Source organism: Variovorax sp. PCZ-1 (assembly GCF_018413605.1).
Lineage (GTDB): Bacteria > Pseudomonadota > Gammaproteobacteria > Burkholderiales > Burkholderiaceae_C > JANMDU01.
Window position 1 is genome coordinate 306,662 of record NZ_JAHCDN010000001.1, and the last position, 23,163, is coordinate 329,824.

At 54.8% G+C, this 23,163-nt stretch carries 21 protein-coding genes; 14 read left to right on the plus strand and 7 right to left on the minus strand.

Features of this window, described 5'->3' with window-relative positions; genetic code table 11:
- Nucleotides 1-49 precede the first annotated feature (49 nt).
- The 3 genes from ptsP to KIH26_RS01590 all read left to right on the plus strand — a co-directional run bounded on the left by ptsP (nucleotide 50) and on the right by KIH26_RS01590 (nucleotide 5,395).
- Nucleotides 50-1,786: a phosphoenolpyruvate--protein phosphotransferase gene (ptsP, locus tag KIH26_RS01580; RefSeq protein ID WP_213441773.1), complete on the plus strand. Its 1,737-nt coding sequence runs from the start codon at nucleotides 50-52 to the stop codon at nucleotides 1,784-1,786.
- A gap of 124 nt (nucleotides 1,787-1,910) precedes the next feature.
- Nucleotides 1,911-4,676, plus strand: coding sequence for a PAS domain-containing hybrid sensor histidine kinase/response regulator (locus KIH26_RS01585; RefSeq protein WP_213441775.1), 2,766 nt, complete (start codon nucleotides 1,911-1,913; stop codon nucleotides 4,674-4,676).
- Between the two features lie 128 nt (nucleotides 4,677-4,804).
- Nucleotides 4,805-5,395, plus strand: coding sequence for a DUF2062 domain-containing protein (locus KIH26_RS01590; RefSeq protein ID WP_213441777.1), 591 nt, complete (start codon nucleotides 4,805-4,807; stop codon nucleotides 5,393-5,395).
- Here KIH26_RS01590 and KIH26_RS01595 read toward each other — a convergent pair.
- Nucleotides 5,379-6,278, minus strand: coding sequence for a LysR family transcriptional regulator (locus tag KIH26_RS01595; protein WP_213441779.1), 900 nt, complete (start codon nucleotides 6,276-6,278; stop codon nucleotides 5,379-5,381). The two genes, KIH26_RS01590 and KIH26_RS01595, sit on opposite strands and share 17 nt — an antisense overlap.
- 133 nt (nucleotides 6,279-6,411) lie before the next feature.
- Here KIH26_RS01595 and KIH26_RS01600 point away from each other — a divergent pair, with 133 nt between their 5' ends.
- The 4 genes from KIH26_RS01600 to KIH26_RS01615 are packed head-to-tail and all read left to right on the plus strand — an operon-like array spanning nucleotide 6,412 to nucleotide 10,126.
- The gene (locus KIH26_RS01600; protein WP_213441781.1) at nucleotides 6,412-7,395 is read left to right on the plus strand and encodes a Bug family tripartite tricarboxylate transporter substrate binding protein; all 984 of its coding nucleotides are present in this window, start codon (nucleotides 6,412-6,414) and stop codon (nucleotides 7,393-7,395) included.
- 6 nt (nucleotides 7,396-7,401) lie between these two features.
- Nucleotides 7,402-8,859, plus strand: a complete 1,458-nt coding sequence (locus KIH26_RS01605; RefSeq protein ID WP_213441783.1) for an N-acyl-D-amino-acid deacylase family protein — start codon at nucleotides 7,402-7,404, stop codon at nucleotides 8,857-8,859.
- A gap of 38 nt (nucleotides 8,860-8,897) precedes the next feature.
- Nucleotides 8,898-9,827, plus strand: a complete 930-nt coding sequence (locus tag KIH26_RS01610) for an aminotransferase class IV (RefSeq protein ID WP_213441785.1) — start codon at nucleotides 8,898-8,900, stop codon at nucleotides 9,825-9,827.
- A complete protein-coding gene (locus tag KIH26_RS01615) occupies nucleotides 9,824-10,126 on the plus strand; it encodes a YbeD family protein (RefSeq protein WP_213441787.1) in 303 nt (100 codons plus the stop codon). Before KIH26_RS01610 ends, KIH26_RS01615 begins: the two co-directional genes overlap by 4 nt.
- 9 nt (nucleotides 10,127-10,135) lie before the next feature.
- Here KIH26_RS01615 and KIH26_RS01620 read toward each other — a convergent pair whose 3' ends face one another.
- The gene (locus tag KIH26_RS01620) at nucleotides 10,136-10,894 is read right to left on the minus strand and encodes a sulfite exporter TauE/SafE family protein (protein WP_213441789.1); all 759 of its coding nucleotides are present in this window, start codon (nucleotides 10,892-10,894) and stop codon (nucleotides 10,136-10,138) included.
- Nucleotides 10,895-10,914: 20 nt separating this feature from the next.
- Between KIH26_RS01620 and KIH26_RS01625 the strand changes: the two genes are divergently transcribed.
- Complete coding sequence (locus tag KIH26_RS01625) at nucleotides 10,915-11,349, plus strand: DUF1841 family protein (RefSeq protein WP_213441791.1); 435 nt, start codon at nucleotides 10,915-10,917, stop codon at nucleotides 11,347-11,349.
- Between the two features lie 18 nt (nucleotides 11,350-11,367).
- Entirely contained in the window at nucleotides 11,368-12,567 is a 1,200-nt protein-coding gene (locus KIH26_RS01630) for an FAD-dependent monooxygenase (protein ID WP_213441793.1), read from the plus strand.
- On the opposite strand, the gene KIH26_RS01635 is transcribed toward KIH26_RS01630, so the two are convergent.
- From KIH26_RS01635 to KIH26_RS01650, 4 genes are all read right to left on the minus strand, one after another.
- Nucleotides 12,564-13,700, minus strand: a complete 1,137-nt coding sequence (locus KIH26_RS01635; protein ID WP_213441794.1) for a GGDEF domain-containing protein — start codon at nucleotides 13,698-13,700, stop codon at nucleotides 12,564-12,566. The two genes, KIH26_RS01630 and KIH26_RS01635, sit on opposite strands and share 4 nt — an antisense overlap.
- Before the next feature lie 91 nt (nucleotides 13,701-13,791).
- On the minus strand, nucleotides 13,792-14,112 hold the full coding sequence (locus KIH26_RS01640; RefSeq protein ID WP_213441797.1) for a YkgJ family cysteine cluster protein: 321 nt from the start codon (nucleotides 14,110-14,112) through the stop codon (nucleotides 13,792-13,794).
- Nucleotides 14,113-14,128: 16 nt separating this feature from the next.
- Nucleotides 14,129-15,061 (minus strand): ornithine carbamoyltransferase, encoded by a 933-nt coding sequence (argF, locus tag KIH26_RS01645; RefSeq protein ID WP_213441799.1) that lies wholly within the window; start codon nucleotides 15,059-15,061, stop codon nucleotides 14,129-14,131.
- Nucleotides 15,062-15,206: 145 nt separating this feature from the next.
- On the minus strand, nucleotides 15,207-16,406 hold the full coding sequence (locus tag KIH26_RS01650) for an aspartate aminotransferase family protein (RefSeq protein WP_213441801.1): 1,200 nt from the start codon (nucleotides 16,404-16,406) through the stop codon (nucleotides 15,207-15,209).
- 221 nt (nucleotides 16,407-16,627) lie between these two features.
- On the opposite strand from KIH26_RS01650, the gene KIH26_RS01655 reads away from it, so the two are divergent.
- The gene (locus tag KIH26_RS01655) at nucleotides 16,628-16,942 is read left to right on the plus strand and encodes a DUF3579 domain-containing protein (protein WP_213441803.1); all 315 of its coding nucleotides are present in this window, start codon (nucleotides 16,628-16,630) and stop codon (nucleotides 16,940-16,942) included.
- A 185-nt stretch (nucleotides 16,943-17,127) separates the two neighbouring features.
- Here the strand turns inward: KIH26_RS01655 and rpsT are convergent, their stop codons facing one another.
- Nucleotides 17,128-17,427 carry a 30S ribosomal protein S20 gene (gene rpsT, locus KIH26_RS01660; RefSeq protein WP_213441805.1) on the minus strand — a complete coding sequence of 100 codons (300 nt, stop codon included), beginning with the start codon at nucleotides 17,425-17,427 and terminating at the stop codon, nucleotides 17,128-17,130.
- Between the two features lie 193 nt (nucleotides 17,428-17,620).
- Between rpsT and KIH26_RS01665 the strand changes: the two genes are divergently transcribed.
- The 4 genes from KIH26_RS01665 to KIH26_RS01680 all read left to right on the plus strand — a co-directional run bounded on the left by KIH26_RS01665 (nucleotide 17,621) and on the right by KIH26_RS01680 (nucleotide 23,126).
- Nucleotides 17,621-17,875 (plus strand): hypothetical protein, encoded by a 255-nt coding sequence (locus KIH26_RS01665; protein WP_213441807.1) that lies wholly within the window; start codon nucleotides 17,621-17,623, stop codon nucleotides 17,873-17,875.
- 9 nt (nucleotides 17,876-17,884) lie between these two features.
- Nucleotides 17,885-18,280, plus strand: a complete 396-nt coding sequence (locus KIH26_RS01670) for a type II toxin-antitoxin system VapC family toxin (RefSeq protein WP_213441809.1) — start codon at nucleotides 17,885-17,887, stop codon at nucleotides 18,278-18,280.
- A 104-nt stretch (nucleotides 18,281-18,384) separates the two neighbouring features.
- The gene (locus KIH26_RS01675; RefSeq protein WP_213441811.1) at nucleotides 18,385-20,415 is read left to right on the plus strand and encodes a site-specific DNA-methyltransferase; all 2,031 of its coding nucleotides are present in this window, start codon (nucleotides 18,385-18,387) and stop codon (nucleotides 20,413-20,415) included.
- Nucleotides 20,412-23,126 (plus strand): DEAD/DEAH box helicase, encoded by a 2,715-nt coding sequence (locus KIH26_RS01680; protein ID WP_213441813.1) that lies wholly within the window; start codon nucleotides 20,412-20,414, stop codon nucleotides 23,124-23,126. The genes KIH26_RS01675 and KIH26_RS01680 overlap by 4 nt, the downstream gene beginning before the upstream one ends.
- Nucleotides 23,127-23,163: the final 37 nt, after the last annotated feature.

Below are 23,163 nucleotides of genomic sequence, written 5' to 3' on the forward strand. Positions count from 1 at the left end.
CTTTTGCCGGGGGCGCGTTTCACATTGGGGCGGGCCCGGCGGTGAAACCATGACCTTTTCCATCCACGGCCTCGCAGTCTCCAGCGGCATCGCCATCGGGCGTGCCGTGCTGGTGGCTTCTGGCCGGGCGGATGTGGCGCATTACTTCATTGAGCCCGCGCAGGTCGAGGCCGAGCTCGCGCGCGTAAAGGATGCCAAGAACACGGTGGTAGACGAGCTCATTCGCTTGCAGCACAACGTGGTGATGCGCGAGGCCAAAGATGCCCCTGCTGAGATCGCTGCGCTGATTGATGTGCACATGATGCTCTTGCAAGACCAGACCTTGCAAGATGGTGTGATGCATTGGATCACCGAGCGGCATTACAACGCGGAATGGGCGCTGGTGACGCAGATGGAAGTGCTGGCGCGGCAGTTCGATGAGATGGAAGATGAATACCTGCGTGAGCGCAAGGGCGATCTCGATCAGGTGGTCGAGCGCGTGCTGAAGGTTTTGCAGGGCAAGCCATCTGCTTTGCCGCATGTTACGCCAGGGCAGGCCGAAGAGGCGGGTTTGATCTTGGTCGCGCATGACCTTTCACCGGCAGACATGCTGCAATTCAAGGACTCGGTGTTTGCGGGTTTCGTGACCGATGTGGGTGGCAAGACCAGCCACACCGCCATTGTGGCGCGTAGCATGGATATCCCCGCAGTGGTGGGCGCGCGCACGGCCAGCCAACTCATCCAGCAAGACGATGTGATCATCATCGATGGTGATGCTGGCGTGATCGTGGTCAATCCCTCGCAGACGATCCTTTTGCAGTACAGGGATCGCCAGCAAATCACGATGCTTGAGCGCGAGCAACTGCAGCAGCTCAAGCACACACTCACCATCACCCAAGACGCGCAGAAGGTAGAACTTCTGGCCAACATCGAGCGACCAGAAGATGCGGCTGCAGCCTTAGCCGCTGGTGCAGTGGGCGTAGGTTTGTTTCGCAGTGAATTTCTCTTCATGGGGCGTGCGGGCAAGCTGCCCGATGAGGATGAGCAATACGCCGCTTACCGCAAGGCTGTGGAGGGCATGCAAGGCCTGCCAGTAACGATTCGCACCGTGGATGTGGGGGCGGACAAGCCACTGGACGCACAGACGGCGCGCGATGAATCACACCTCAATCCAGCCCTCGGTTTGAGAGCCATTCGCTGGTGTTTGGCCGAGCCCGCGATGTTTCGCACGCAGCTCAGAGCCATCTTGCGCGCGGCAGTGCATGGGCAAATCAATTTATTGATTCCGATGCTCAGCGCGAGCAGCGAAATCACGCTCACACTCAAGCAAATTGAGCTTGCACGACAGGAGCTCGATCAGCGTGGGATCGCCTATGGCAACGTCAAGCTCGGCGCAATGATCGAGATTCCCGCTGCAGCGATTGCCTTACCTTTATTCTTAAAGCATTTTGATTTTCTCTCCCTGGGTACGAATGATCTGATTCAGTACACACTGGCGATTGATCGCGCGGATGAATCTGTCGCGCATTTGTACGATCCGCTGCATCCCGCTGTGTTGCATTTGATCGCCAACACGATCAAGCAATGCAACGAAGCTGGCAAGGGCGTGAGCGTCTGCGGTGAGATGGCAGGCGATGTGAGCATGACACCATTGCTCTTGGGCATGGGGCTGCGCTGCTTTTCCATGCACCCGAGCCAGATCCTCGCGGTAAAGAAAGAAGTGCTGGCAGCCAACACGCAACAACTGGCCAAGCTGGCGTGGAAAGTGCTGCGTAGCGATGATCCGGCATCACTATTAAATAGATAGCATCTCGCGCAGATTCCATGCCGGCTAAATGCCGAAATAAGCCTAAAGTTGTATTGCCATGCGCTGCATGGCTCCGAAATACGCTGTGCTAGCATGACAACAGAACTATTTATTGGTATTCCTGATGAGCGTGCCTGATTTTTCTTCGCTGTTAGATTTGCTTCCAGTAGGTGCTTATCGTGCTGGGCTGGATGGCCGCCTGTCCTATGTCAATACTGCGCTGGCTCGCCTGCTTGGCTACAGCAGCGCCGAGTTCATGCTGAAGACCCAGCCCTCACATGCGCGCTGCTACGCGCAAGCAGGTCGACATGGGCAATTCATGGCGCAACTCTATGGAGGCGGTGTTCGTGAATTTGATTCAGTGATGCGTGGTGTCAGTGGCGATGTGAGCGTGAAAGAGCAAGCCAAGTTGCTGCTGGATGCGCAAGGCGTGGCCATCGGTTATGAAGGCACGGTGCAAGCTGCGCAAGCAAGTAACGATTCAGAGCAGTTGCAACGATTGCAAGCTTTGATTGACACCATTACCGATCACATTTGGTTGATGGATCGCCAAGGCAAGTATGTGGTAGCCAATCCAGCATTTCTACACTTTGTTGATATAGAAAAACAGAAGGTAATAGGACGCAGCTCTAGTGAAATATTTGAATCCGATGTGTCTGCTCGATTCAGAGCCGCTGACATTCAAATGATGCAGGATAAACAGTCTGAATTACGCGAAGATACCCATATTGATCAAGTCACAGGCAAATCGATCACTGTTGAGCTCTCCAAAATCCCCTTGATTAATGCGCAAGGCGAGTGCATCGGTCTTGCGGGTATCGCCAGAGATATCACCGCTCGCAAGCGCGCAGAGGATGCGGTCAGGCATCAAGAAGCGCAGCTGTCGGCTCTGATTCATAGCATTCAAGATCATATTTGGGTGATCAATCGCGAAGGCTTCTATCAAATTGGCAACAAAGCATTTTTGGAGGCGCACAGTCTGCAGCATAAAGATCTGGTGGGCAAAACGCCAGTAGATATCTTCGGCCAAGAGCGCGGGGAGCGCTATATGGCTTCCAACTCTGCTGTGATGGACAGTGGCCTCAGCCATGTGCGTGATGATGTAGCGCCACACCCTCAAACCGGCGAGCCCATGTATTTGGAGTTGATCAAGACTCCCATGCTGAGCGCGCAGGGCCAGTGTATTGGCTTGGTTGGGATTGCACGCGATATCACGCCGCGCAAACAAGTGGAAGTGGCGCTGATGCAGGCCAAAGACAGTGCTGAGGCTGCTGAGCGCGCCAAAGCTGAATTCTTGGCCAATATGAGCCATGAAATTCGCACCCCGATGAATGCGGTGATCGGTATGAGCGATTTGCTGCTGGAAACGCCACTGAGTGATGAGCAGCGCGAGTTTGCAGACACGATTCGCACCAGTAGCGATCAGCTTCTTTCACTGATCAACGATATCTTGGATTTCTCGAAGATTGAGTCTGGTCATCTCTCGTTGGAACAAGTGCCGATAGCGTTGGCCGATTGCGTGGAAACCGCACTTGATTTGACCGCCAAGCCCGCCACTACCAAGGGCCTGGATTTGCTCTATTGGATTGATGATGAGGTGCCGCGCACTGTGCTGGGTGATTCGACTCGCTTGCGCCAAGTGTTTGTGAATTTGATCAGCAATGCCGTGAAATTCACCCAGCATGGCGAAGTCGTTGTGACACTCACGCGTCGCATGGCTGAGAGTGGTGATCCACTGCTGCATGCCAGCGTCCGTGACACGGGTATTGGCATTCCAGCAGAGCGGCTCAATCGCTTGTTTCAAGTATTCAGCCAGGTCGATGCATCGACCACGCGCAACTATGGAGGCACTGGGCTAGGCTTGGCCATTTGCAAGCGCCTGATCAGCTTGATGGGTGGGCGTATTTGGGTGGAGTCTGAAGTAGGCATGGGCAGCAACTTTCAATTTGAAATTCCGCTGCACGCCGTGCAAACGGGCCCGATTGCTTGGAGCAGCGCAGGCGATCAAAAGCTTGCGGGTAAGCGCGTTTTGGTGGTGGACGATAACGCCACGAACCGCCGTATCGTCGATTTACAAACCACGCGCTGGGGCATGCATCCCGTGAGTGTGGCAAGTGCAAGTTTGGCGCTGGAACTGCTCGCCGATGGTGAATACTTTGATGTGGCACTGCTTGATGTACAGATGCCCGGCATGGACGGGTATGAATTGGCGCGGCAGATTAGGCTCAAACACCCTGCTACAGAGCTGCCTTTGCTCTTGCTGACTTCGCAGGGTATGGATGGCGTGCGTAGCCGTGAGCTGGGTGTGGCACAAACGCTTTCCAAACCGATTAAATCGGCGCAGCTGATGGCCGCGCTAGCGCGCGTGTTAGATCGCCCTTCATCATCGGGTAACCGTGTGACGCACAGCGGCGTGAGCGTACCCATCAGCATGCCCGCGCCACTGAGCGCGATAGCACCTGTGGCGATGCCAGCCAAAGCCAAGCTCTCAGACACCTATCCCTTGCGCATCTTGTTGGCAGAAGACAATTTGGTGAACCAGCGCGTGGCCACCTTGATTTTGCAGGGCATGGGTTATCAAATCGCGGTAGCGTCGAATGGTGTCGTGGCTCTGCAAATGTTGAAGGATGCCTTAGCAACAGAGCCCTTTGATCTTGTGCTCATGGATGTGCAAATGCCCGAGATGGATGGCTTAGAAGCTACGCGGCATATTCGTGCAGATATTGCTAAGAATCAACAGCCGCAAATTGTGGCGATGACAGCCAATGCCATGGAAGGCGATCGCGAAACTTGTATTGAGGCTGGCATGGATGATTATTTAAGCAAACCGATCAAGCCTGCGGCACTTTCGCAAGCGCTAGGAGAGGCGGCGAAGCGGCGTAAGTCGTGAGCAGCATATCCAAGATATGCTATTAAATCAATAGCATATTACGCTTGTTTTATCAAGGTGTGAGCAAGATATTGATGTGAATATCAGTATGTCCATCGCAGCAGCAAGGTGACTGTACTTTCGTCACAATGCGTCGATATACTTATGTGATCAACACATTTCAGCATCTTTTCCCCCTGCCACTTGTGCCTTCCCTCCCGCCTACTTCAAAACCTGGTTGGTACCAGCGCTTTCGCCAATCTTTGCCCAAGCGTGAAGAACTGGCGCAGCAGCCTTGGCTTGCGCCGATTGCGGATCGCATCTTGGATCGCAAGCTGTGGACGGCGCAGCATGAGTCGGTAGCGCGCGGGGTGGCTATTGGCATGTTTTGGGCCTTTGTCATTCCTTTTGCCCAAATTATTTTTGCAGCCGCCAATTGTGTGTGGTGGCGTGCGAATATTCCAGTGGCTGCTGCGATGACCTTCATCACCAACCCGTTTACGGTGGGTTTTTGGCTGTATTTGGCTTATCAAGTTGGTAGCTATTTCATTGATGCTCCCCCGCCTGCCAAGCTGTCGGACGGGGGCGGTTTGTTTCAATGGCTCTCTAGCATCGGCTGGCCTGCAGTGCTGGGCATGGGCATCTTTGCCGTAGGCGGAGCGATTGCCGGCTACTTGCTCGTGAAGCTGGGATGGCGTTTTAATGTGTGGCGTAAAAAACGCATCAGGCGCTTGCGCTGATCTGATCCCGCAGCCAATCTCTGAAGGTTATGAAAGCAGTTTCACTTCGCATCAGCGGTGATTGCGATAGAAAATAGCCCCCCGGTGCTTGCCAAGCAGTGGGGGATAGGCGTGTGAGCTGGCGTGCAGCCACCAATGGCGCTGCCATGAAATCGGGTAACAAAGCGGCTCCCAAACCCGTTGCTGCTGCATTCATGGCCATGAACATCAAATCGTAGCGCGGACCACTGGCCACTTCTTGGTGTGGATCAGGCCATTGCAATTGCGTGGCGCGCGCTTGGCTCAGCCAGCCGTTCCAAGCCAAGGGCAGGGTGGTGTGTTGCAGCATAGATGCTGGCGGAATATGGTTGCCGTACTGGCGTTTCCAGCTTGGGCTGGCATAAGCGTAGAGGACGAGAGGCATGACGAATTCAGATGCCATATCGCTACGTGCGGCCTTACGATATTCCACTGCAGCATCAATCTGCCGGTTGGAGAAATCTGCAGCGCCAATCTTGGTGAAGACATTCAAACTGATGTGTGAGTGCGCATGTGTGAAGCCACCCAAGCGGGGAATGAGCCAATGATTGCCCCATGAAGCGGGGATAGAGAGATTGAGTACGCCGCCCAAACCTTTGAGCGCCATCACATTCGAGGTGGCACGCTCCAGTAGCCTCAGGGCTGGCTCAATTTCTGACAAATAGGCTTGGCCAGATGGCGTGAGCTGTAATCCATCACGCCGGCGTGCGAGCAAGGCGCAGCCTAAACGTTGCTCAAGCGCAATCACTTGACGGCTCACGCCGCCCTGTGTGAGATGCATTTCTTGCCCGGCAAGCGTGAATGAGCCTAGGCGTGCGCTGGCTTCAAAGCATTGCAGGGCTTGTGTGGAGGGTATGCGATTCATGGATTGGCGTTCGGGTTTGCCCGCATTTTGCATGAGAAAAACTCATGAATCAATATCGAACTATCTCTTGTCTGTGCAGTTCATGCAGCGGATCATTCGCCCATTCTTTGTTGCACATTGAAAGCGATTCATCATGAAATCATCTTTACTTCATCGTCGCAGTTTGATCCAGGCTCTTTCCGTATGCGCAGCGGCGCTGCCTATGCTGGCTCGTGCTGCCTGGCCAGATAAACCGATCCGACTGGTTGTGCCTTCTGCTGCAGGAGGTGCGCCTGATTTGATCTGTCGAATCTTGGGTACTGAACTGGCCAAAACGCTGGGTATGGGGGTGATCATCGACAACAAGCCCGGCGCAGGCGGTGCAATTGGTATTCAAGAAGTCACACGTGCTGCGCCCGATGGCTACACCCTGGGTTATGCCAATGTAGGCACGCTGGCCATCAATCAATCGCTCTACAGCAAGCTGCCTTATGACGCAGACAAACAGCTTGCCTCGATCGCTTTGCTGGGCTATGTGCAAAACGCGCTGGTGGTGGGCAACAATGTTCCCGCAAAAACCGTGAAAGAGCTGATCGCGTTGGCCAAAAGTCGCCCTGGTAAGCTCACCATGGGTTCAGCAGGTAACGGTACGACGGGGCATTTAGGTGGCGAGCTGTTTAAGAACATGACCAACACCTTCATCACCCATGTGCCATATCGCGGCAGCCCGCAGGCGATTCAGGATTTGATCGGTGGGCAAGTGGATTTGATGTTTGACAACCTGAGCTCGATCTTGCCGCACATCAAGGCTGGCCGCGTGCGCGTGCTAGGCGTGTCAGGCGCGCGGCGCAGCCCAGCTTTGCCCGATGTGCCCACCATTGCCGAAGCGGGCGTGGCAGGTTACGAGACCACTGCTTGGGGCGGTATCGTTGCGCCAGCGGGTACGTCGCGCGAGATCATCGGTAAGCTCAATGCAGAGATCAACAAGGTCTTGGCACTTCCTGCCGTGGCAGAACGGTATAACCAGCTTGCTTTTGAAACCACGATTGCGCAGCCTGATCGCTTGTTTGAGCGTGCTCTGCGCGAGCGGCCACTTTGGGCGAAAGTGATCCAGCGTTCGGGTGCAAAGGTAGACTAAAGCCACATGCACGATTTACTCTTTCGCCATGCCCGCCTGATTGACGGCACGGGCGCGGCATCCCGCACAGCAGATGTATGCGTTGATGGCGACGGCATTGCAGCGATTTATCCTACGGGGCAAGGCCGAGCCAAGGAAACCGTCGATTGCGATGGCATGGTGCTCGCGCCCGGCTTCATCGATGTACACACGCATGATGATGCACTGCTACTGCAATCCGTCAACCAAGGCAGCGCACACCCCAAGCTCTCGCAAGGCGTGACGACGGTGATCACAGGCAATTGCGGCGTGAGTCTTGCGCCGCTGCAAAGCCGAGATGTGCCCGCACCGCTGGATATTTTGGGCGCAGATGCATTTCGCTTTGCTTCGTTTTCAGATTATTTGGCCGAGCTACAAGCAGCACAACCAGCTTGCAATGCAGCAGCGCTGATAGGCCACACCACTTTGCGTGTGAAGCATGTTTCGGATACATCGCATGAGGCGACGCAGCAGCAGTGCGAAGCGATGGCACGCGATGTGCAGGCAGCGCTGGATGCGGGCGCGTTTGGCTTATCGACGGGTGTGTATTACCCGCCTGCACGTGCAGCCACCACGCAAGAGATGATTGCTGTGGCCAAGCCGCTGGGTGCAGTACAAGCACCCATCACCATGCATTTGCGAGATGAGGCTGATGCCATAGACGATGCTTTGCGCGAAGCCTTTGCTGTGGGCAAGGCCGTAGGCTGCCCACTCGTACTTTCGCATCACAAACTGATTGGCCGAGCGAACCATGGTCGCTCGGCGCAAACGCTGTCATTGGTTGAAGAAGCTGCCAAGCAGATGAGCGTGTGCATGGATTGCTACCCGTATGACGCATCGAGCACGATGCTGCTGCCTGAGCGTGTGGCCAGCTCGCGCGATGTGCGTATCACGTGGTCTCGTGCGCAGTCTCAAGTTGCAGGGCGTTCGCTGATGGAACTTGCGGCTGAGCGAGGCATGGCCCCCGTTGAATTGGCCAAAGAGCTGATGCCCGCCGGCGCGGTGTATTTTGCGATGGATGAGAGCGATGTGCGCCGCATTCTCGCGCATCCACTCACACTCGTGGGCTCGGATGGTCTCGCGCATGATGAGAGCCCGCATCCGCGTCTGTGGGGCAGCTTCCCGCGCGTGCTCGGGCGCTACAGCCGTGAGCAAAAGCTTTTCTCGCTAGAGACGGCGATTCATAAGATGACCGCGCTGAGTGCACGTCGCTTTGGCTTGGATCGAGTTGGAAAAAATGGCCAGCGCGCTCGCGGCCAGATCGCCCCTGGCATGGCGGCAGATATCGTGCTGTTCGACCCCTCAACAGTGAACGACCAAGCCACTTATGATGCTCCCACGACGCCCAGCATCGGTATCGAGCGTGTTTATGTCAATGGCCGCCTCGCTGCCTTGAATGGTCAAACCATGGATGGTCATGCTGGTCGTGTGTTGCACCGTGTGTAGAGTAAGCAGAGGCGCAAAACTCATGATGTAATCACCGCATGTTTGAGCATCTTCCTCCCTATCCTTGTTATCTAGGCCGTGGCACAAACGGCGAATTCACCACGATTGATCAGGCCAAGATCAGTGTGATGGACCGTGGGTTCATTTTCGGTGACGGTGTGTATGAAGTGTTTGTCGTTTACGGGGGTCAACCGTTTCGTTTGCCGCACCACATGGCGCGGCTGGAGCGTTCGCTCAAGGAAATGCGTATCTCCAATCCGCATACGCGCGAGCAGTGGCAGGAACTCGTGGCGAAGTTAGTTGCTCCTGAATTGATAGCTGACTGCGCAGATTCTATGCCGGTAAATACCGATATTTCTTCAAAAAATGCGCTGATTTACCTGCAAATCACGCGAGGCGTGGCCTTACGCGATCATGTGATGCCCAAAGACATTGAGCCCACGGTTTTCATGATGCGTAGCCCTTTGAATTTGCCGTCCCAGCAAGCGCGCGAACAAGGTGTGGCTTGTGTGAGCGCAGACGATTTCCGCTGGGAAAAGGCGCATATCAAATCCACGAGTTTGCTTGGCAGCGTTTTTGCGCGGCAGATCAGCTTTGATGTGGGCGCGACGGAGACGGTGATGTTTCGCCGAGGCTATTTGTCAGAGGCGGCATCAAGCAATGTGTGGGTCGTCAAGGACGGCGCGCTGATGGGTGTGCCGAAAGACAATCTGGTGCTCGAGGGCATTCGCTTTGGTTTGATTGAAGAAATCTGCAAAGCGCAAGGTATTCCCTTTTCTCTGCGTCGCATCACGAGAGAGGAAGTATTTGCCGCTGATGAGCTGCTGCTCACTTCTGCGACCAAGGAAGTTTTGCCGATCACGCAGCTGGATGGCCAGCCTGTGGGGAATGGGGCTCACAAGGGCAAACCGGGCCCGGTGTATCAGCGCCTGTATGCTGGCTACCAAGATGCGAAAATAGCGGTGTGAACACGCCCAAGCCCCCTTCGAATCCTGCGGATATTCCGCCAGAGCAATCCCTCATCAAATACCCCAGCCTCTTTCCGATCAAGGTGCTCGGGCCGAAAGTGGAGGGCTTTGAGGCGGCAATTGCGCATGTCGCCAGCCAATTTGATCCGACGTTTGATCCAGCCACGATTGCTAAGAAAGACAGCTCTGGCGGCAATTATCTTGGCCTCACGATCACAATTACCGCAACCAGCCGCGAGCAACTCGATGAACTGTATCGCACGCTCTCCACGCACCCGATGGTCAAGTGGGTCATGTGATCTTTGTGATCATTTGAAAAATCCATCCCACACCAGTTTGCAGCCAGTGAGAAACATGCCCAGATAAACCAGCCTGTAAAACAAGGTGGGTTGAATTTTTCTGGCGATTTTCACGCCAATCCATACACCCAGCGGTGCAAATGGCATCAGCGCCAGTGATGTAGCGAAATTGCGCAGATCGAGCAAGCCCAGCCAGGCATAAGGGAGCCATTTGCTCAGATTGATGATGAAGAAAAAGTAGGCTGCTGTGGCGGTGAACACCACGGGCGAGAGGCGCTGCGCGATCATGTAGGCATTGAAGGGTGGGCCACCGGCATGCGCAACAAAGCTGGTGAAGCCTGAAATGCTGGTGAGAATCGCTCCCAACCAGCGTGGCGGTGGTGCGGCATCTTTGCTGGGTGGAAACAAGAGGCGCTGCGCAAGAAAAACCAGCGTGATCACGCCAACAATGCCCGCAACGAGTTGTGTCGAAATGAGCTTGAAGAGCAGGGTGCCAATCAAAGTGCCTACCAGACCGCAGGGCAGCAAAAATTTCAGCAAACGCTTGTCAAAATCTTTGCGGTATGCGGCTATGCCCATCACATCCATCACCAAGAGCAAGGGCATCAATACGGCGGCCGCTTGCGGCACCGTGATCACCAGCGCCATCATCGGCACAGCCAAGGAGCCAAAGCCTGCGCCAAAGCCTGATTTAGAAATACCCAGCAAGAGCACGGCGGGAATAGCCACGGCATAAAACCAAGGGTCGGTGATGATGGGGAAATTCATGGGATGCGACAATTGTGCTTATGTTTACGCCCAGCCAAGAAGATGTGCGCCGTTTTATCTGTACGGTGTATGCCAAGCATCAAAAAAATCTGCCCATGGAAGGCGTAGAAACGCTTGCCGCTTTGTGGATGGATGAGCACCCAGAATACCACGCGGATTTTGCCGATGTGGATGCGGCGCTCTTAAAAATGTATGACGTGAATGACGCGAAGACGAATCCGTTTTTGCACTTGTCTATGCATTTGAGCATCAGCGAGCAAAGCAGTATTGATCAACCGCGCGGTATTCGCCAAGCGGTGGAGCTGCTCACAGCGCGGCGTGGTGATTTACACGAAGCGCATCATGAAGTGATGGAAGAGCTGGGCATCATGATTTGGGAAAGCCAGCGCGCAGGTCGCCCGCCGGATGGGCAGGCTTATATTGATCGTGTGCAGCGACGCGCGACACGTGATTGAACCCCGAGGCAAAGGCTTGTGTCGCACCGTATCTTGATCACAGGCGCTGGTATCGGCGGATTAGCCGCAGCACTGGCGTGCGCGAGGCACGGAATGCAGGTCACTGTGCTTGAAGCTGCAAAAGAGTTTGGCGAAGTTGGTGCAGGTATACAGCTCGGCCCCAATGCGATGAAAGTGCTTGCTGCATTGGGTTTGCTCAAAGATGTGTTGCAGCAGGCTTGTTTGCCGCAATCAATAGTGATGATCGATGCAGAAAGCGGCAAGCACATCAGCCGGATATTGCTTGGCGATGCCGTGCGAGAAAAATACGGACAGGTGTATGCAAGTATGCATCGTGCGGATTTGCATGCCATCTTGTTATGCGCAGCGCGGGCAGCGGGCGTGCAATTGGAAACAGATACGGCACTATTAAAATATGAGCACTCTGCGCAGTCTGTATGCCGGCTAGATGCCGATTTGTCTTATAAAAGTGATGTATTGATTGGTGCGGATGGTTTGTGGAGCAAGGTGCGCGAGCAGATGCTGGCAGATGGTGCGCCGCGAGCGACAGGGCATGCTGCTTTTCGCGCTCTGGTGCCCAAAGCGGCATTGCCCGAAGCGCTGCGCACACCGCATGTGCGTACTTGGTGGGCGCGAGATGTGCATGTGGTGAGCTATCCCATACGCCAGCAATCAGGCGATACCAGTCTGTGGAATTTGGTGGTACTTGCTGAAATGCCTTCGGCGAATGAAAGCGGTTGGGCTTTGAAGGCATCGCACAGTGACGTGATGCAATTGTTCAAGCGCACCGAGCCTGAGCTCCAAGCCTTGCTTGAAGCAGGGGGGGCGCAGCAGCAAGGCTGGAAGCGATGGAATTTGTTTGATCGGCAGCCTTTGGGCGCTTCCCAGATGGTTGATCAGCGCTTTGGGCGTGTTGCCTTGCTAGGCGATGCTGCGCACCCCATGCTGCCTTATTTGGCGCAAGGCGCGGCCATGGCGCTCGAAGATGCCTGGGTGCTGGCAAAGTGTTTGTCGTCTCATGCGCAAGTACCGCTGGCGTTGCAAGCCTATGCGGCGCAACGCGCGAACCGCAATGCGCGCGTTGTGCAAACCGCCAGACGCAATGGCCGAATCTTTCATCTCTCGGGAGCGATGGCCTTGGCGCGAAATACCGTGTTAGCTGTGCAAGGCACGTCTGTGCTGGGCATGCCTTGGTTGTACGGCTGTGATGTGACTTAAGTCTTTCGCATCAGCGCCATGGGCAGTGTTGGGCTGATCGCGCGCTGCATATCGGGCATGAAAGATTCAGCCTCTGTCATGGTGCTGTGTGAATCCAAACCTTTGCGCATTTTGCTCAGTTGCGCGAAAAGTCGCTCATACATAGGCTCAAGGTTGTGCGCATCAGGCGGTATTTCGCTGGCCACCATGTCGAAGACCACAGAGATCTCACGCTTGGCAATTTTGAGGCGAACCCCCGGCGGATTTCCTAGTTTGTAGCGCACCAATTCTTGCGCGCGCGCCTCGGATGCTTCTGGCACGAGTACGGCGAATTCTGCTTGTCCCATGTGTGCTGCGAGGCCACCAGGCGGTAATGCCGCAGTGATGCCCTGCACGGCTTGTGAGATCAAGCGCTCACTCGCAATGCGGCCGACCAGTTCATGGACATCATGCAAATCAGCGCCATTGAGCAAAACCATGGACAGCGGTTTCTTGCGAGCTCGGCATTGCGCGAGCAGCTCGTTGCCATAAGTAAAAAAGCCGGTCTCGTTGTAGAGTTTGGTTTTTAAATCGGTCATCGCTGCTTCTAGTTGCGCGTCTGTATTTCGCAGAGCACCACCAAAGGCATAGGCTATGCCAGCGATGGTCAAAATCGCCACCAATGCCGTGCTCATTTGCAGCCAAGGCACATGAGGCACTTGCCCTAGGCTGGCGATGATGAAAGCGCCAAGCGCTGATGCCACCACTATCGCAGACCAGCGCTCTCGCAGCATCAAGGCAGCGGCGCAAGAAATCGCCGCTGGCCAAACAAGCATGGGCCCCAAGCTGCCGCCCGAGCTGGGCTCGGCCATCAGCACAGCAGCCATCAGCGATAGCAAGACGTAGCGAATCACCACCTTGCCAGGACGGCGTGCAGGCCGTGCTCTTGCCCATGAAGCAATGCAAACGGCCACCAGCACACCTGCCCATGGCATGAGCTGCCCAGGTGACATCACGATACCCACCCAAGCTGTGAATACGCCCAAGGCCCAGCCCAGCACGGGCTCGCGCGAGCGCAGGCGAAAAGAAACGCGATCTAGGATGGCAGATTCCTCAACCTGCTGCAATGATTCATGCGCACGTGTGCGACGATTCGATGTTTTCTTTTTTGTCATATGCAGAGTCTAGCGTTCAGACGTGCTGCAATCATGTGGGCATTGCGATAATTGATGCAACTAGGCCACTGTAAATAACACAATAGTTTTATCAAGCAGGCAGTGCAGCCAGCCCATGTCGCAACCGCGCTCGCTGGCAGGCATCTGAGCCCAGCTCCAATTCATGGCAAGGCGAAGGACGCCATTCATAAATTCCGCAACTTGCTTTCGTGCCAATCTGCCCAACAAGCGCTGCGCAGCGTGGCGGTGAATGGTCTGTACCGCGCATGCGGCAAGTGCTGCCTGTGATCTCTACACTCAAACCCTCTGGCACAGACCCACCATAGGATTCGGATTCTTGCGCACTGAAATCTACGCGGAAACTCGCGCAGCATGCGCCGCAACTCAAGCAAGGGTGGGCAGCTTCGCTCACGTGATGTTGGGCAGAGTTAAGCCACCTTGCCCAGCAGCAAATACTCCATCAACGCTTTCTGCACATGCATACGGTTCTCCGCTTCATCCCACACCACAGATTGCGGGCCATCAATCACTTCAGCGCTCACTTCTTCGCCGCGATGCGCAGGTAGGCAGTGCATGAAGAGGGCTTCTGGCTTGGCGGCTTTCATCAAGCGCGCGTCCACGCACCAGTTGGCAAATGCGGCTTTGCGCTTTTCATTCTCCGCTTCAAAGCCCATGCTCGTCCACACATCGGTGGTCACAAGGTCTGCGCCTTCGCAAGCTTTTTGCGGGTCGCTATAAAAAGCGTAGCACTCTGCGCTTGATTTGTGCCGGGTAATACCTAAATTCCCTAATAATTTAGGATCAATTTCATAGCCTGAAGGTGTGCTCACTTTCACTTTGAAGCCCAAGAGTGCAGCCGCCTGCAACCACGTATTGGCCATGTTGTTGCCATCGCCGACCCAGGCCACCGTCTTGCCTTTGATATCACCGCGATGCTCGATGAAGGTAAAGATATCGGCCAGGATTTGGCAGGGATGGAATTCGTTGGTGAGGCCGTTGATCACGGGCACACGGCTGTTGGCGGCAAAGGCTTCTATTTTTGTTTGTTCAAAAGTGCGAATCATCACCAGATCAACCATGCGGCTGATCACTTTGGCAGAGTCTTCAATCGGCTCCGAGCGGCCGAGTTGGCTGCCTTCGGTTGTCAAATGCACAACGCTGCCGCCCAGTTGATACATGCCCGCCTCAAAGCTCACGCGCGTGCGCGTGGAAGCCTTCTCAAAAATCATCGCCAGCGTGCGGTCAGCCAGCGGATGGTATTTTTCATAGGCCTTGAACTTACGCTTGATCTCTGCAGCGCGAGCGAAGAGGTGCGCGTATTCGTCGGCAGCGAGATCGTTGAATTGGAGGTAATGTTTCATGATGGATGGCGTTTGACTGCTCTTGGAATGAGAACGCAAAAGATGCAAAAGTACGCAGAATTCGCAAAAGGAAAAACGAAGACTCTTCTGCGTCTTTTGCGTAATTTCTGCGAATTTTGCGTTCTATTCTTTGAGTATTGCTAACTCAAGCTCCCTGCAATATATCCCGAATCAGTGGCACAAGAATCGAAACGATCTCATCCGCTTCAGCAGCAGTCAAAATCAAAGGTGGCACCATGCGGATCACTGTGTCTGCTGTGACGCTCAAGAGCAAGCCTTTCTCTGCACATTGATTCACCAAGGCACCGCAAGGCGTGCTGAGCTCCACGCCGATCATCAAGCCGCTGCCGCGAATTTCTTTCACGCCAGTCAAGCCAGCGAGCTCGCGCTTCAAAGCGTTTTGCAGATGCGCGCCCACTTTTGCTGCGTTGTCCAGCAAGCCATCTTCTTCCATGATGCGAATCGTCTCCACACCTGCGCGCATGGCCAGTGGATTGCCGCCAAAGGTCGTGCCGTGGTTGCCTGGCGAAAAAATATTCGCCGCCTTAGGGCCTGCCACCACTGCGCCAATTGGTACGCCTGAGCCCAAGCCCTTGGCCAGTGGCATCACATCCGGTTTGATGCCTGCCCACTGGTGGGCAAACCATTTGCCAGTGCGCCCCATGCCGCATTGCACCTCGTCAATCATCAGCAGCCAATCGCGCTGGTCACACAGCTCTCGTACTTGCTTCAGGTAATCCATGTGAAACGGATTCACGCCGCCTTCGCCCTGAATCGCTTCGAAGAACACGGCGCACACATTTTTATTGCCCTCCGTCGCTTTTTTGAGCGATTCAATATCGTTCACCGCCACGCGAATAAAGCCATCGAGCAAAGGGCCAAAGCCATCGCGCACTTTGGGGTTGCCAGTGGCCGACATGGTCGCAATGCTGCGACCATGAAAGGCCTTTTCGTACACCACGATCTCAGGCTTCTCGATACCTTTGCTCACGCCAAATTTCCGTGCAAGTTTCAAAGCTGCCTCATTGGCTTCTAAGCCGGTAGAGCAGAAAAATACATTGCTAAGCCCACTGCGCTCCACCAACAATGCCGCCAGCTTTTCGGCGTTAGGGCAAAAATAATAGTTGCTCGAATGAATGATCTTGGTGAGCTGATCCTGCAAGGCCGGCACCAGCTTCGGGTGGTTATGCCCCAGGGTGTTTACCGCGATGCCGCCCAGCGCATCCAAATAGCTTTTGCCATTCACATCCCACACACGCGAGCCCTGCCCGTGCGATAGCTCAATCGGCACGCGACCATAGGTGTTCATGACATGTGGCTGAGAAGGCGCGGCGGTGGCAGTCATTGATGGATCTCCAAAAAAGCAAAATGGCTCTGAGTGAGCCCTTGAAGACGATTTTAGGGGCTTCGCATGACAGCGTTCTCGCTGTTTTTGCATTGCAGCAATGCGCTACACAATCCCCCTCATTCAGCCCGAAGTCTTATATAAGATAGAATTCTTGCTGCATCGCAGCATACGTCATTCTGGTGTGTTGAAATGCCCTAAAAAGGCGATAAACCCTTCATATGGCTCCACCCACTTCCAAGCAATTTTTCATCCAAGGCATCACCAAGGATGGCAAACAGTTTCGTCCCAGCGACTGGGCGGAGCGCTTGGCGGGCGTGATGAGCCAGTTTCGCCCCGGCGGTGCAGTGCCCGGCTCGCATTTGAGCTATTCAGAATGGTGCTTACCCACGACGATGAAAACAGATCAGGGCGAAGTGAAATGCGTGGTGGTACACACCGATCTGCGCGAGGACAACGTGATGGCTTGGGATTTCGTGATGAACTTTGCGAAAGACAATGATTTGCAAGTGGTGGAAGCTTGTTTGCTCATTTGAATCGCTATTAATTTAATAGCTGTTTGCGCAGATTCTATGCCGGCAATCGGCCTAAAACACTTCAAATTCCCATGAAAAAACCACCCGGAGGTGGTTCATTCATTTTCGCTGACAGCGCACCCGTTTCAAACGGCTTGCAAGCTTTGAATTTGTTGTTCAGGCTTGCAAGGGCTGTGAATTGATGATTACTTGGCCAGAGCCAAAGCTTTGACGCGTGCAGCCAAGCGGCTCTTGTCGCGGGCGGCTTTGTTCTTGTGGAAGATGCCTTTGTCAGCCACGGTGTCGAGCACGGACTGAGCTTTAGCAAAAGCTTCTGCTGCTTTGGTCTTGTCGCCAGCAGCAGCGGCTTTTTCCACGTTCTTCACCGCGGTGCGGTATTTGGAGCGCAGGCTGGTGTTGGCGGCATTGATAACGAGATCTTGACGAACGCGCTTGCGGCCAGAGGCCAGGCGGGGGTTCTTTTTCTTGGGTTTGGCTGATGCCATGATGATTTCCTTGTGTCTGAGGATGAATGTCGGCGAAACCTAGCATTATATACCGTACAACGCTCACTGAAACCTGTGTTCTTGTGAGCCGCCCTTCTTGCGGCAGAGCCAAACACAGAGGGGGAGTTTGCAATATAAGTGCATCGCACTTATAATTATTGGCCTAATTGCATAGGCAAGCAAGGAGTTCATCATGTCCCAAGTCACGATTTATCTGGAAGAAGACACGCTAGCCGCTGCAAAGGCATCGGCGGCGCGAGCCAAGATGTCGCTCAGCAGCTGGATGGCCAAGCTCGTGAAAGAGCAGGCTCCTGCGCAAGATGCGAACGGTTATCCGCTGGGATTCTTCGAGCGTATCGAAGCCAATGCACATGCTTTCGAAGATTTTCCATCACTTGATGCGATTCGTGCGAAGGAAGTGCCCGATTTGCCGCGCGAAGTGATGTGAGCGAATACCATGTATTTGCTCGATACCAATACGCTCATCTATTTTTTCACTCAGCGCGGGCAAGTCGCGCAACGCTTGCGCAGCACGCCGGCGCATTTGATCAAGCTGGCTGCACCCTCTTTGTTTGAGTTGGAATACGGCACAGCCAAATCAAGCCGCCCGGATTTGCAGCGACAGCAAATCAATGATGTTGTGAAAGTGTATGAGACGCTGCCGCTCGATCACGCCGCTGCCAAAGCTGCTGGCTTGCTGCGGCATACGCTGGAATCCGTGGGCAAACCGATTGGTACGGTGTATCAATTGATAGCCGGTATCGCCTTGGCCAACAAGCTCACCGTGGTGACGCACAACACCAACGAATTCAGCCGCGTGCCGGGTTTGCAGGTGGAAGATTGGTATGCTTGATACTTGCCCTAAGTGCAGCGCGTCCTTTTTTCCTCAAAATTATTAGCCAAATCAGCTACTCGCCGGCATAGAATATGCGCAGAGTGCTATCAAATTTATAGTTAATGGCCTCCTCCGCCCAACTCCTCCAAAGCCTTGATGGCCTGAATGCACAGCAGCTCAAGCGTTTGTTGGTGGAGCAGCTCACGCGGCAAAAGCTGGGGCTGTATTGGGAGAGCAATGCGATTGAGCGCGATCAGGCGCTCAATGCGCAGGTGGTGTTGCCGCGCCTCGTGAGTGAATGGTCGCAGGGGCTGGAAGGCGAGGCTTTGGCGCAAGGCGCAGCCAATCTCATCATCGAGGGCGATAACTTTGACAGCCTGCGGCTTCTGAAGAGCACGCATGCCGGCAAAATCCGCGTGATCTACATTGATCCGCCTTACAACACCGGCAACAAAGATTGGGTCTATAACGACCATTACGTGGGCGCGAATGACCGCTGGCGGCATAGCCAATGGCTTGAATTTCTCTATCGCCGCCTGCTGCTCGCCAAAGATTTGCTCACGCAAGACGGCGTGATCATGGTCAGCATCAACGATGAAAACCGCTCGCGGCTAGAGCTGCTGATGGATGAGGTGTTTCCGGGGAAACGCTTGGGCACTATCACTTGGCGTACACGGCAGGGCTCTAATGCAGACCAGCAATGCTTTCTGTCTTTAGATCATGAGCATGTGCTGGTGTATGGCAATCCGGGCTTTAAATTCAATGGCTTTGAGAAAAGCTATGAGATGTATAGCAATCCAGACAACGATCCAAGAGGTGATTGGCGTACGAGTGATTTGACTTTGGGCTTTTCATTTAAAGATCGCCCTAATCTCTACTATCCGCTCATTGATCAAAACACGGGGATCTACTATCCACCGAATCCTGAGCGCATCTGGGTATATGCCAGCGAGCAGCGCTTGAAAGCTGGGCAAACCTTGCAAGCCAAAAGCATGGATGAATTTATTCGCTTGGGCCAAATTCTTTTTCCCAAGGATCAGCGGGTTGAAACTTGGAATAGCTTGGATCAATTGCTTGAAGCAATTGATAAAGGCGATGTTCCAAAATCAGGGAAAGCGCCGATTCTTCGCAGAGATTTGCCAGATTTAGAGCAATGGGTCGGCAAGCCGATTGGCTTTGGCCGCCCACAATTCAAGCGCTATAAAGCTGATTTACGCAATGCCACGCAGCCGCTGAGCAGTTGGGTGATTCCTACTTTCGAAGATGGTGATTACGAATCGGAAGGCAGCTTTGTCTCTGCAACGAATCAAGAAGGCGCGCGCGAACTTGCAGAAATTTTTGGAGACCGCGCTTTTAACTATGCCAAGCCGCGCAGCTTGATCCAAAACCTGATCTCGCAAGCCTCCCGACCCGGCGATATCGTGTTGGATTTCTTCGCGGGCAGTGGCACGACGGGGCATGCTGTGCTCAATTTGAATGCGCTGGAAGCCGATAAATCGCCGCGCAGCTTTATTCTCTGCAGCAGCACGGAAGCCACAGCCAAAGAGCCGGAGAAGAATCTTTGCCGCGATGTCTGTGCAGAGCGGATTCGCCGCGTGATCGCATCAGACGCCAAGCTCTCGCACAATCGTTTTGCCTATTTGCAGCTCGACAAAATTGCGCCGGGAGATGCACCGTTTGAGAGCGATTGTGGGCATGCTTTTCAGTTGCTCACGATGCGGCTGGGCAAGGTGGCGCGGCCTGTGCCCAAGGCGGATCGTGGCGTGAAGATCATCATTCAAAGCGCCGAGCAGGGCAGCATGACGGTGCTGGTGCATCGGCTCTCGACGGCGGCGCTAGAGGCGCTGGCGGCTTTGCCGCTATCCAACAATCCGCGCTTTGGGCATTTGCGCGTTTACTCCAGCCGCCCGGTGGCTGTGCGCGAGCATTTGGAGCGCGCTTGGGATGGCACGCGGCGCACGGTGGAGAGCTTGTCTCTTGCCAAAGCGCTCACGCAGGGGCAGATTGCACCACGGCGCAGAAGCAGCGCCGCACCAGGCGATACTATAAATTCAATAGCGCCTCGCGCAGATTCTATGCCGGCGAGTGGCCTATTTAACTCTGAAAATGATGCAAAAACTCAGCCTGACAGTGCTGCGGGAGATGTAGCATGATCAACGCACCGCAGGGCGAGACGCGCATTGCCAAAGAATTTCAAAGCAAGATCATTGGCGGCTTGGTGGCCAAGCTGCAGTCTGCCGCCAAGCCGCCCTGCCTGCTGCGCAGCCCCACGGGCTCAGGCAAGACCTTTATGCTCACGCGTGCTTTGCAGCAGATCAGCAGCGCACGGCCTACGCTGTGGCTGTGGTTTGTGCCGTATGTAAATCTCGTGGCGCAAACGGTGGATTCGATTGACAGCGAGGGGGCAGGTTTGATCGCCGTGCAGTTGACCAGCGCGTTGAACGAGCAGCCAGCGGCTTCTCTTGTGTTGATTTCTACTGTGCAAGGTGTGGCGAGCGCCAAGGATCGCAAGGCAGGCTACACGAGCACGGAAGACGATGAGCGCCGCAGCTTGGCGAGCTACATAGGCCGGGCAAAAGCCCAAGGTCTGCAAATTGGCTGTGTGGTGGATGAGGCGCATATCGCGCTCAAATCCACCACCGAATTTGGCCAGTTTGTGCAATGGCTCTCGCCAGATCATTTGCTGATGGCCACGGCTACGCCCAAGGACGACAAGCTCTCGCAATTCATCACGGCTTCGGGCTACAGCCATTACGAAACTTTTAGCGTGAGCCGCGCCGATGTGGTGCGCGAGCGGCTGAACAAAGCGTGGATCGAGACGGTGGTGTATGACCTGCGCGATTCGATGCAAAGCGTCACGGATTTGAAGCTCACGGTGCTGCGGCGGGCTTGGCGGCGCAATCAGCGCATTGCGCAAGAGCTGCAAGCGCGGGGTTTGGCCACTGTGCCTTTGCTGCTCGTGCAAGTGGGCAATGGCGATGAAGCGATTGGCGAGGCGCAAGATTTCCTCATGCGCGAGCTGGGTGTGCCCGCGCATGCGATCGGCATGCACAGCGCGGATGAGCCAGATCCGGTGATGATGGCGGCGATTGCGAATGATTCGAGCAAGCAAGCTCTGATTTTTAAGCAATCGGCTGGCACGGGCTTTGATGCGCCGCGCGCTTTTGTGTTAGCTTCTACCAAGCCGGTGAATGATCCGGATTTTGCGGCGCAGTTTATTGGCCGCGTGATGCGCGTGGCGCCTGAGTTGCAGCGGGTGTTTCCAGATGCGGCGGCTGTGCCTGCTGAGTTGGATACGGCTTATGTGTTTCTGGCCAATGCAGAGGCGCAGGCTGGCTTTGCTGAGGCGGCTAATGCGATCAAAGCTGTGAAAAGCGAGCTCGAAGGCCAAACCGAGGCCTTGCATCTGCGGCGCACGGCTTATGGCGGCGTGGCGCTGACCAATCGCGTGACAGACCAGACGCCTTTGACCTATGACCTGAGCTTGCTGCCGATGATGGCGGCGAATGGCGCAGTGCTGCAACCTGAGGCGGCGCAGGCCAAGCCTTCAGGTGAATTGAACGCATTGCCATTGGGTACAACGGGCGGTTTGTTTGATGATGCGCTGGGCGAGCAAGAAGCGGCTGATGAGCTGATGGACATAGCGGACATTGCGGTAGCTGTGCGCAAACCTATCGCGCCCAAGCAGCTTAAAGCGCCGAGTAACGCACAAGAGTTGATGGAAGCGTTTGAAGAGGCGGGTATTCGCACGATCAAGCGCAATGCCGCTTTGAATATTCCTGCGCGCTTTATCACCGAGGTCAAGCCGGTGTTTGAGGCGATGGCGCTGGATGTGCAGGCGGCTGTGCAGCTTCTGCCGCTTGAGCCATCCTTGCAATCCAATGCGATTAAAGCTGCGCTTAACCGCATGACTGAGCGGGAGATTTACACCGAGCTGTTTACCGGAGAGCAGCATGAGGAAGATGTGCAGGTGATGACGGATGCGGATTCGCTGCTGGATATCACCTTGGACAAGCTGCAAGGCATTGGCCTAGAAGAGCAAGGCGCGCAAGACACGATTGCGGCGATGGCGCAGCGGCTTCATGGCGCTGTGGAGCAGGCTTGGATGATGCAAGAAGATGCCGCACGGCCAGCGCCGGGCTGGCTTCGCAGCAAAGCGCGACAGGCGGCCTGCTGGGTGATTCACAAGCGGTTTCGTGAATTTGAAGAGCTTCTTCATGCGCAATGGGCAACAAAAGCACGAGAAGAAGAGGCGCAAGCTTTGCCCGATGCGCTCTTGCTGCCGGCAAGCGTGCAGCTGATACCCGCGAAGAAAAACAGCTACGGCATCATGTTTCCATTCAAGGGGCATGTGACAGCCGCACGCGAGGCGCTGCAAGCTGCTGCGCGCGCTCGCTATGAAAGTGGCGTGTTTATCCTGGCGCCCGATGTTTTCAGCGTGGCGGCGATGGATGCGACTTATGAGCTGAATGACGGAGAAACCAAGTTTGCCAAAGCATTGGAACGCGCGCCCTTCGTGCATTGGTGGCATCGCAATCCGGATGGAAAACCTTTCAGTGTGGGTTTGATACGAGCCGACAGCGAAAAAATGTTTTATCCCGATTTCGTGGTCTGCATGGAGCACGTGATGGGCGAGCCGCCAATGATGCGTTTGGTCGATCCCAAGCATGACACCAAAGACGCCAGTAGAAAATCCAAACATGTCTCTCGCTTTTACGGGAAGGTATTGTTTTTGACGAAAGACAATGATCAATTCAAAATCGTCAATGACGATGGCAGCGTAGGCGCAGTGGTGGACTATGACGATCTTGGCGCGCTCAAAGATTGGATGCGCGCCTCGCCGCCTTTGGGGCAAGGTATTTAAGGAAAAATGGGCTGTTCCCGGCATGGAATATGCGCAA

Bases quoted from the DNA above. Each gene is read 5' to 3' on its own strand.
- KIH26_RS01610 (WP_213441785.1), top strand. From the start codon at position 8,898: ATGTTTGAGCATCTTCCTCCCTATCCTTGTTATCTAGGCCGTGGCACA.
- KIH26_RS01650 (WP_213441801.1), bottom strand. From the start codon at position 16,406: ATGACTGCCACCGCCGCGCCTTCTCAGCCACATGTCATGAACACCTAT.
- KIH26_RS01590 (WP_213441777.1), top strand. From the start codon at position 4,805: ATGCGTCGATATACTTATGTGATCAACACATTTCAGCATCTTTTCCCC.
- KIH26_RS01595 (WP_213441779.1), bottom strand. From the start codon at position 6,278: ATGAATCGCATACCCTCCACACAAGCCCTGCAATGCTTTGAAGCCAGC.
- argF (WP_213441799.1), bottom strand. From the start codon at position 15,061: ATGAAACATTACCTCCAATTCAACGATCTCGCTGCCGACGAATACGCG.
- KIH26_RS01635 (WP_213441794.1), bottom strand. From the start codon at position 13,700: ATGACAAAAAAGAAAACATCGAATCGTCGCACACGTGCGCATGAATCA.
- KIH26_RS01620 (WP_213441789.1), bottom strand. From the start codon at position 10,894: ATGAATTTCCCCATCATCACCGACCCTTGGTTTTATGCCGTGGCTATT.
- KIH26_RS01670 (WP_213441809.1), top strand. From the start codon at position 17,885: ATGTATTTGCTCGATACCAATACGCTCATCTATTTTTTCACTCAGCGC.
- KIH26_RS01625 (WP_213441791.1), top strand. From the start codon at position 10,915: ATGTTTACGCCCAGCCAAGAAGATGTGCGCCGTTTTATCTGTACGGTG.
- KIH26_RS01680 (WP_213441813.1), top strand. From the start codon at position 20,412: ATGATCAACGCACCGCAGGGCGAGACGCGCATTGCCAAAGAATTTCAA.
- KIH26_RS01665 (WP_213441807.1), top strand. From the start codon at position 17,621: ATGTCCCAAGTCACGATTTATCTGGAAGAAGACACGCTAGCCGCTGCA.
- KIH26_RS01675 (WP_213441811.1), top strand. From the start codon at position 18,385: ATGGCCTCCTCCGCCCAACTCCTCCAAAGCCTTGATGGCCTGAATGCA.
- KIH26_RS01655 (WP_213441803.1), top strand. From the start codon at position 16,628: ATGGCTCCACCCACTTCCAAGCAATTTTTCATCCAAGGCATCACCAAG.
- rpsT (WP_213441805.1), bottom strand. From the start codon at position 17,427: ATGGCATCAGCCAAACCCAAGAAAAAGAACCCCCGCCTGGCCTCTGGC.
- KIH26_RS01605 (WP_213441783.1), top strand. From the start codon at position 7,402: ATGCACGATTTACTCTTTCGCCATGCCCGCCTGATTGACGGCACGGGC.
- KIH26_RS01600 (WP_213441781.1), top strand. From the start codon at position 6,412: ATGAAATCATCTTTACTTCATCGTCGCAGTTTGATCCAGGCTCTTTCC.
- KIH26_RS01585 (WP_213441775.1), top strand. From the start codon at position 1,911: ATGAGCGTGCCTGATTTTTCTTCGCTGTTAGATTTGCTTCCAGTAGGT.
- ptsP (WP_213441773.1), top strand. From the start codon at position 50: ATGACCTTTTCCATCCACGGCCTCGCAGTCTCCAGCGGCATCGCCATC.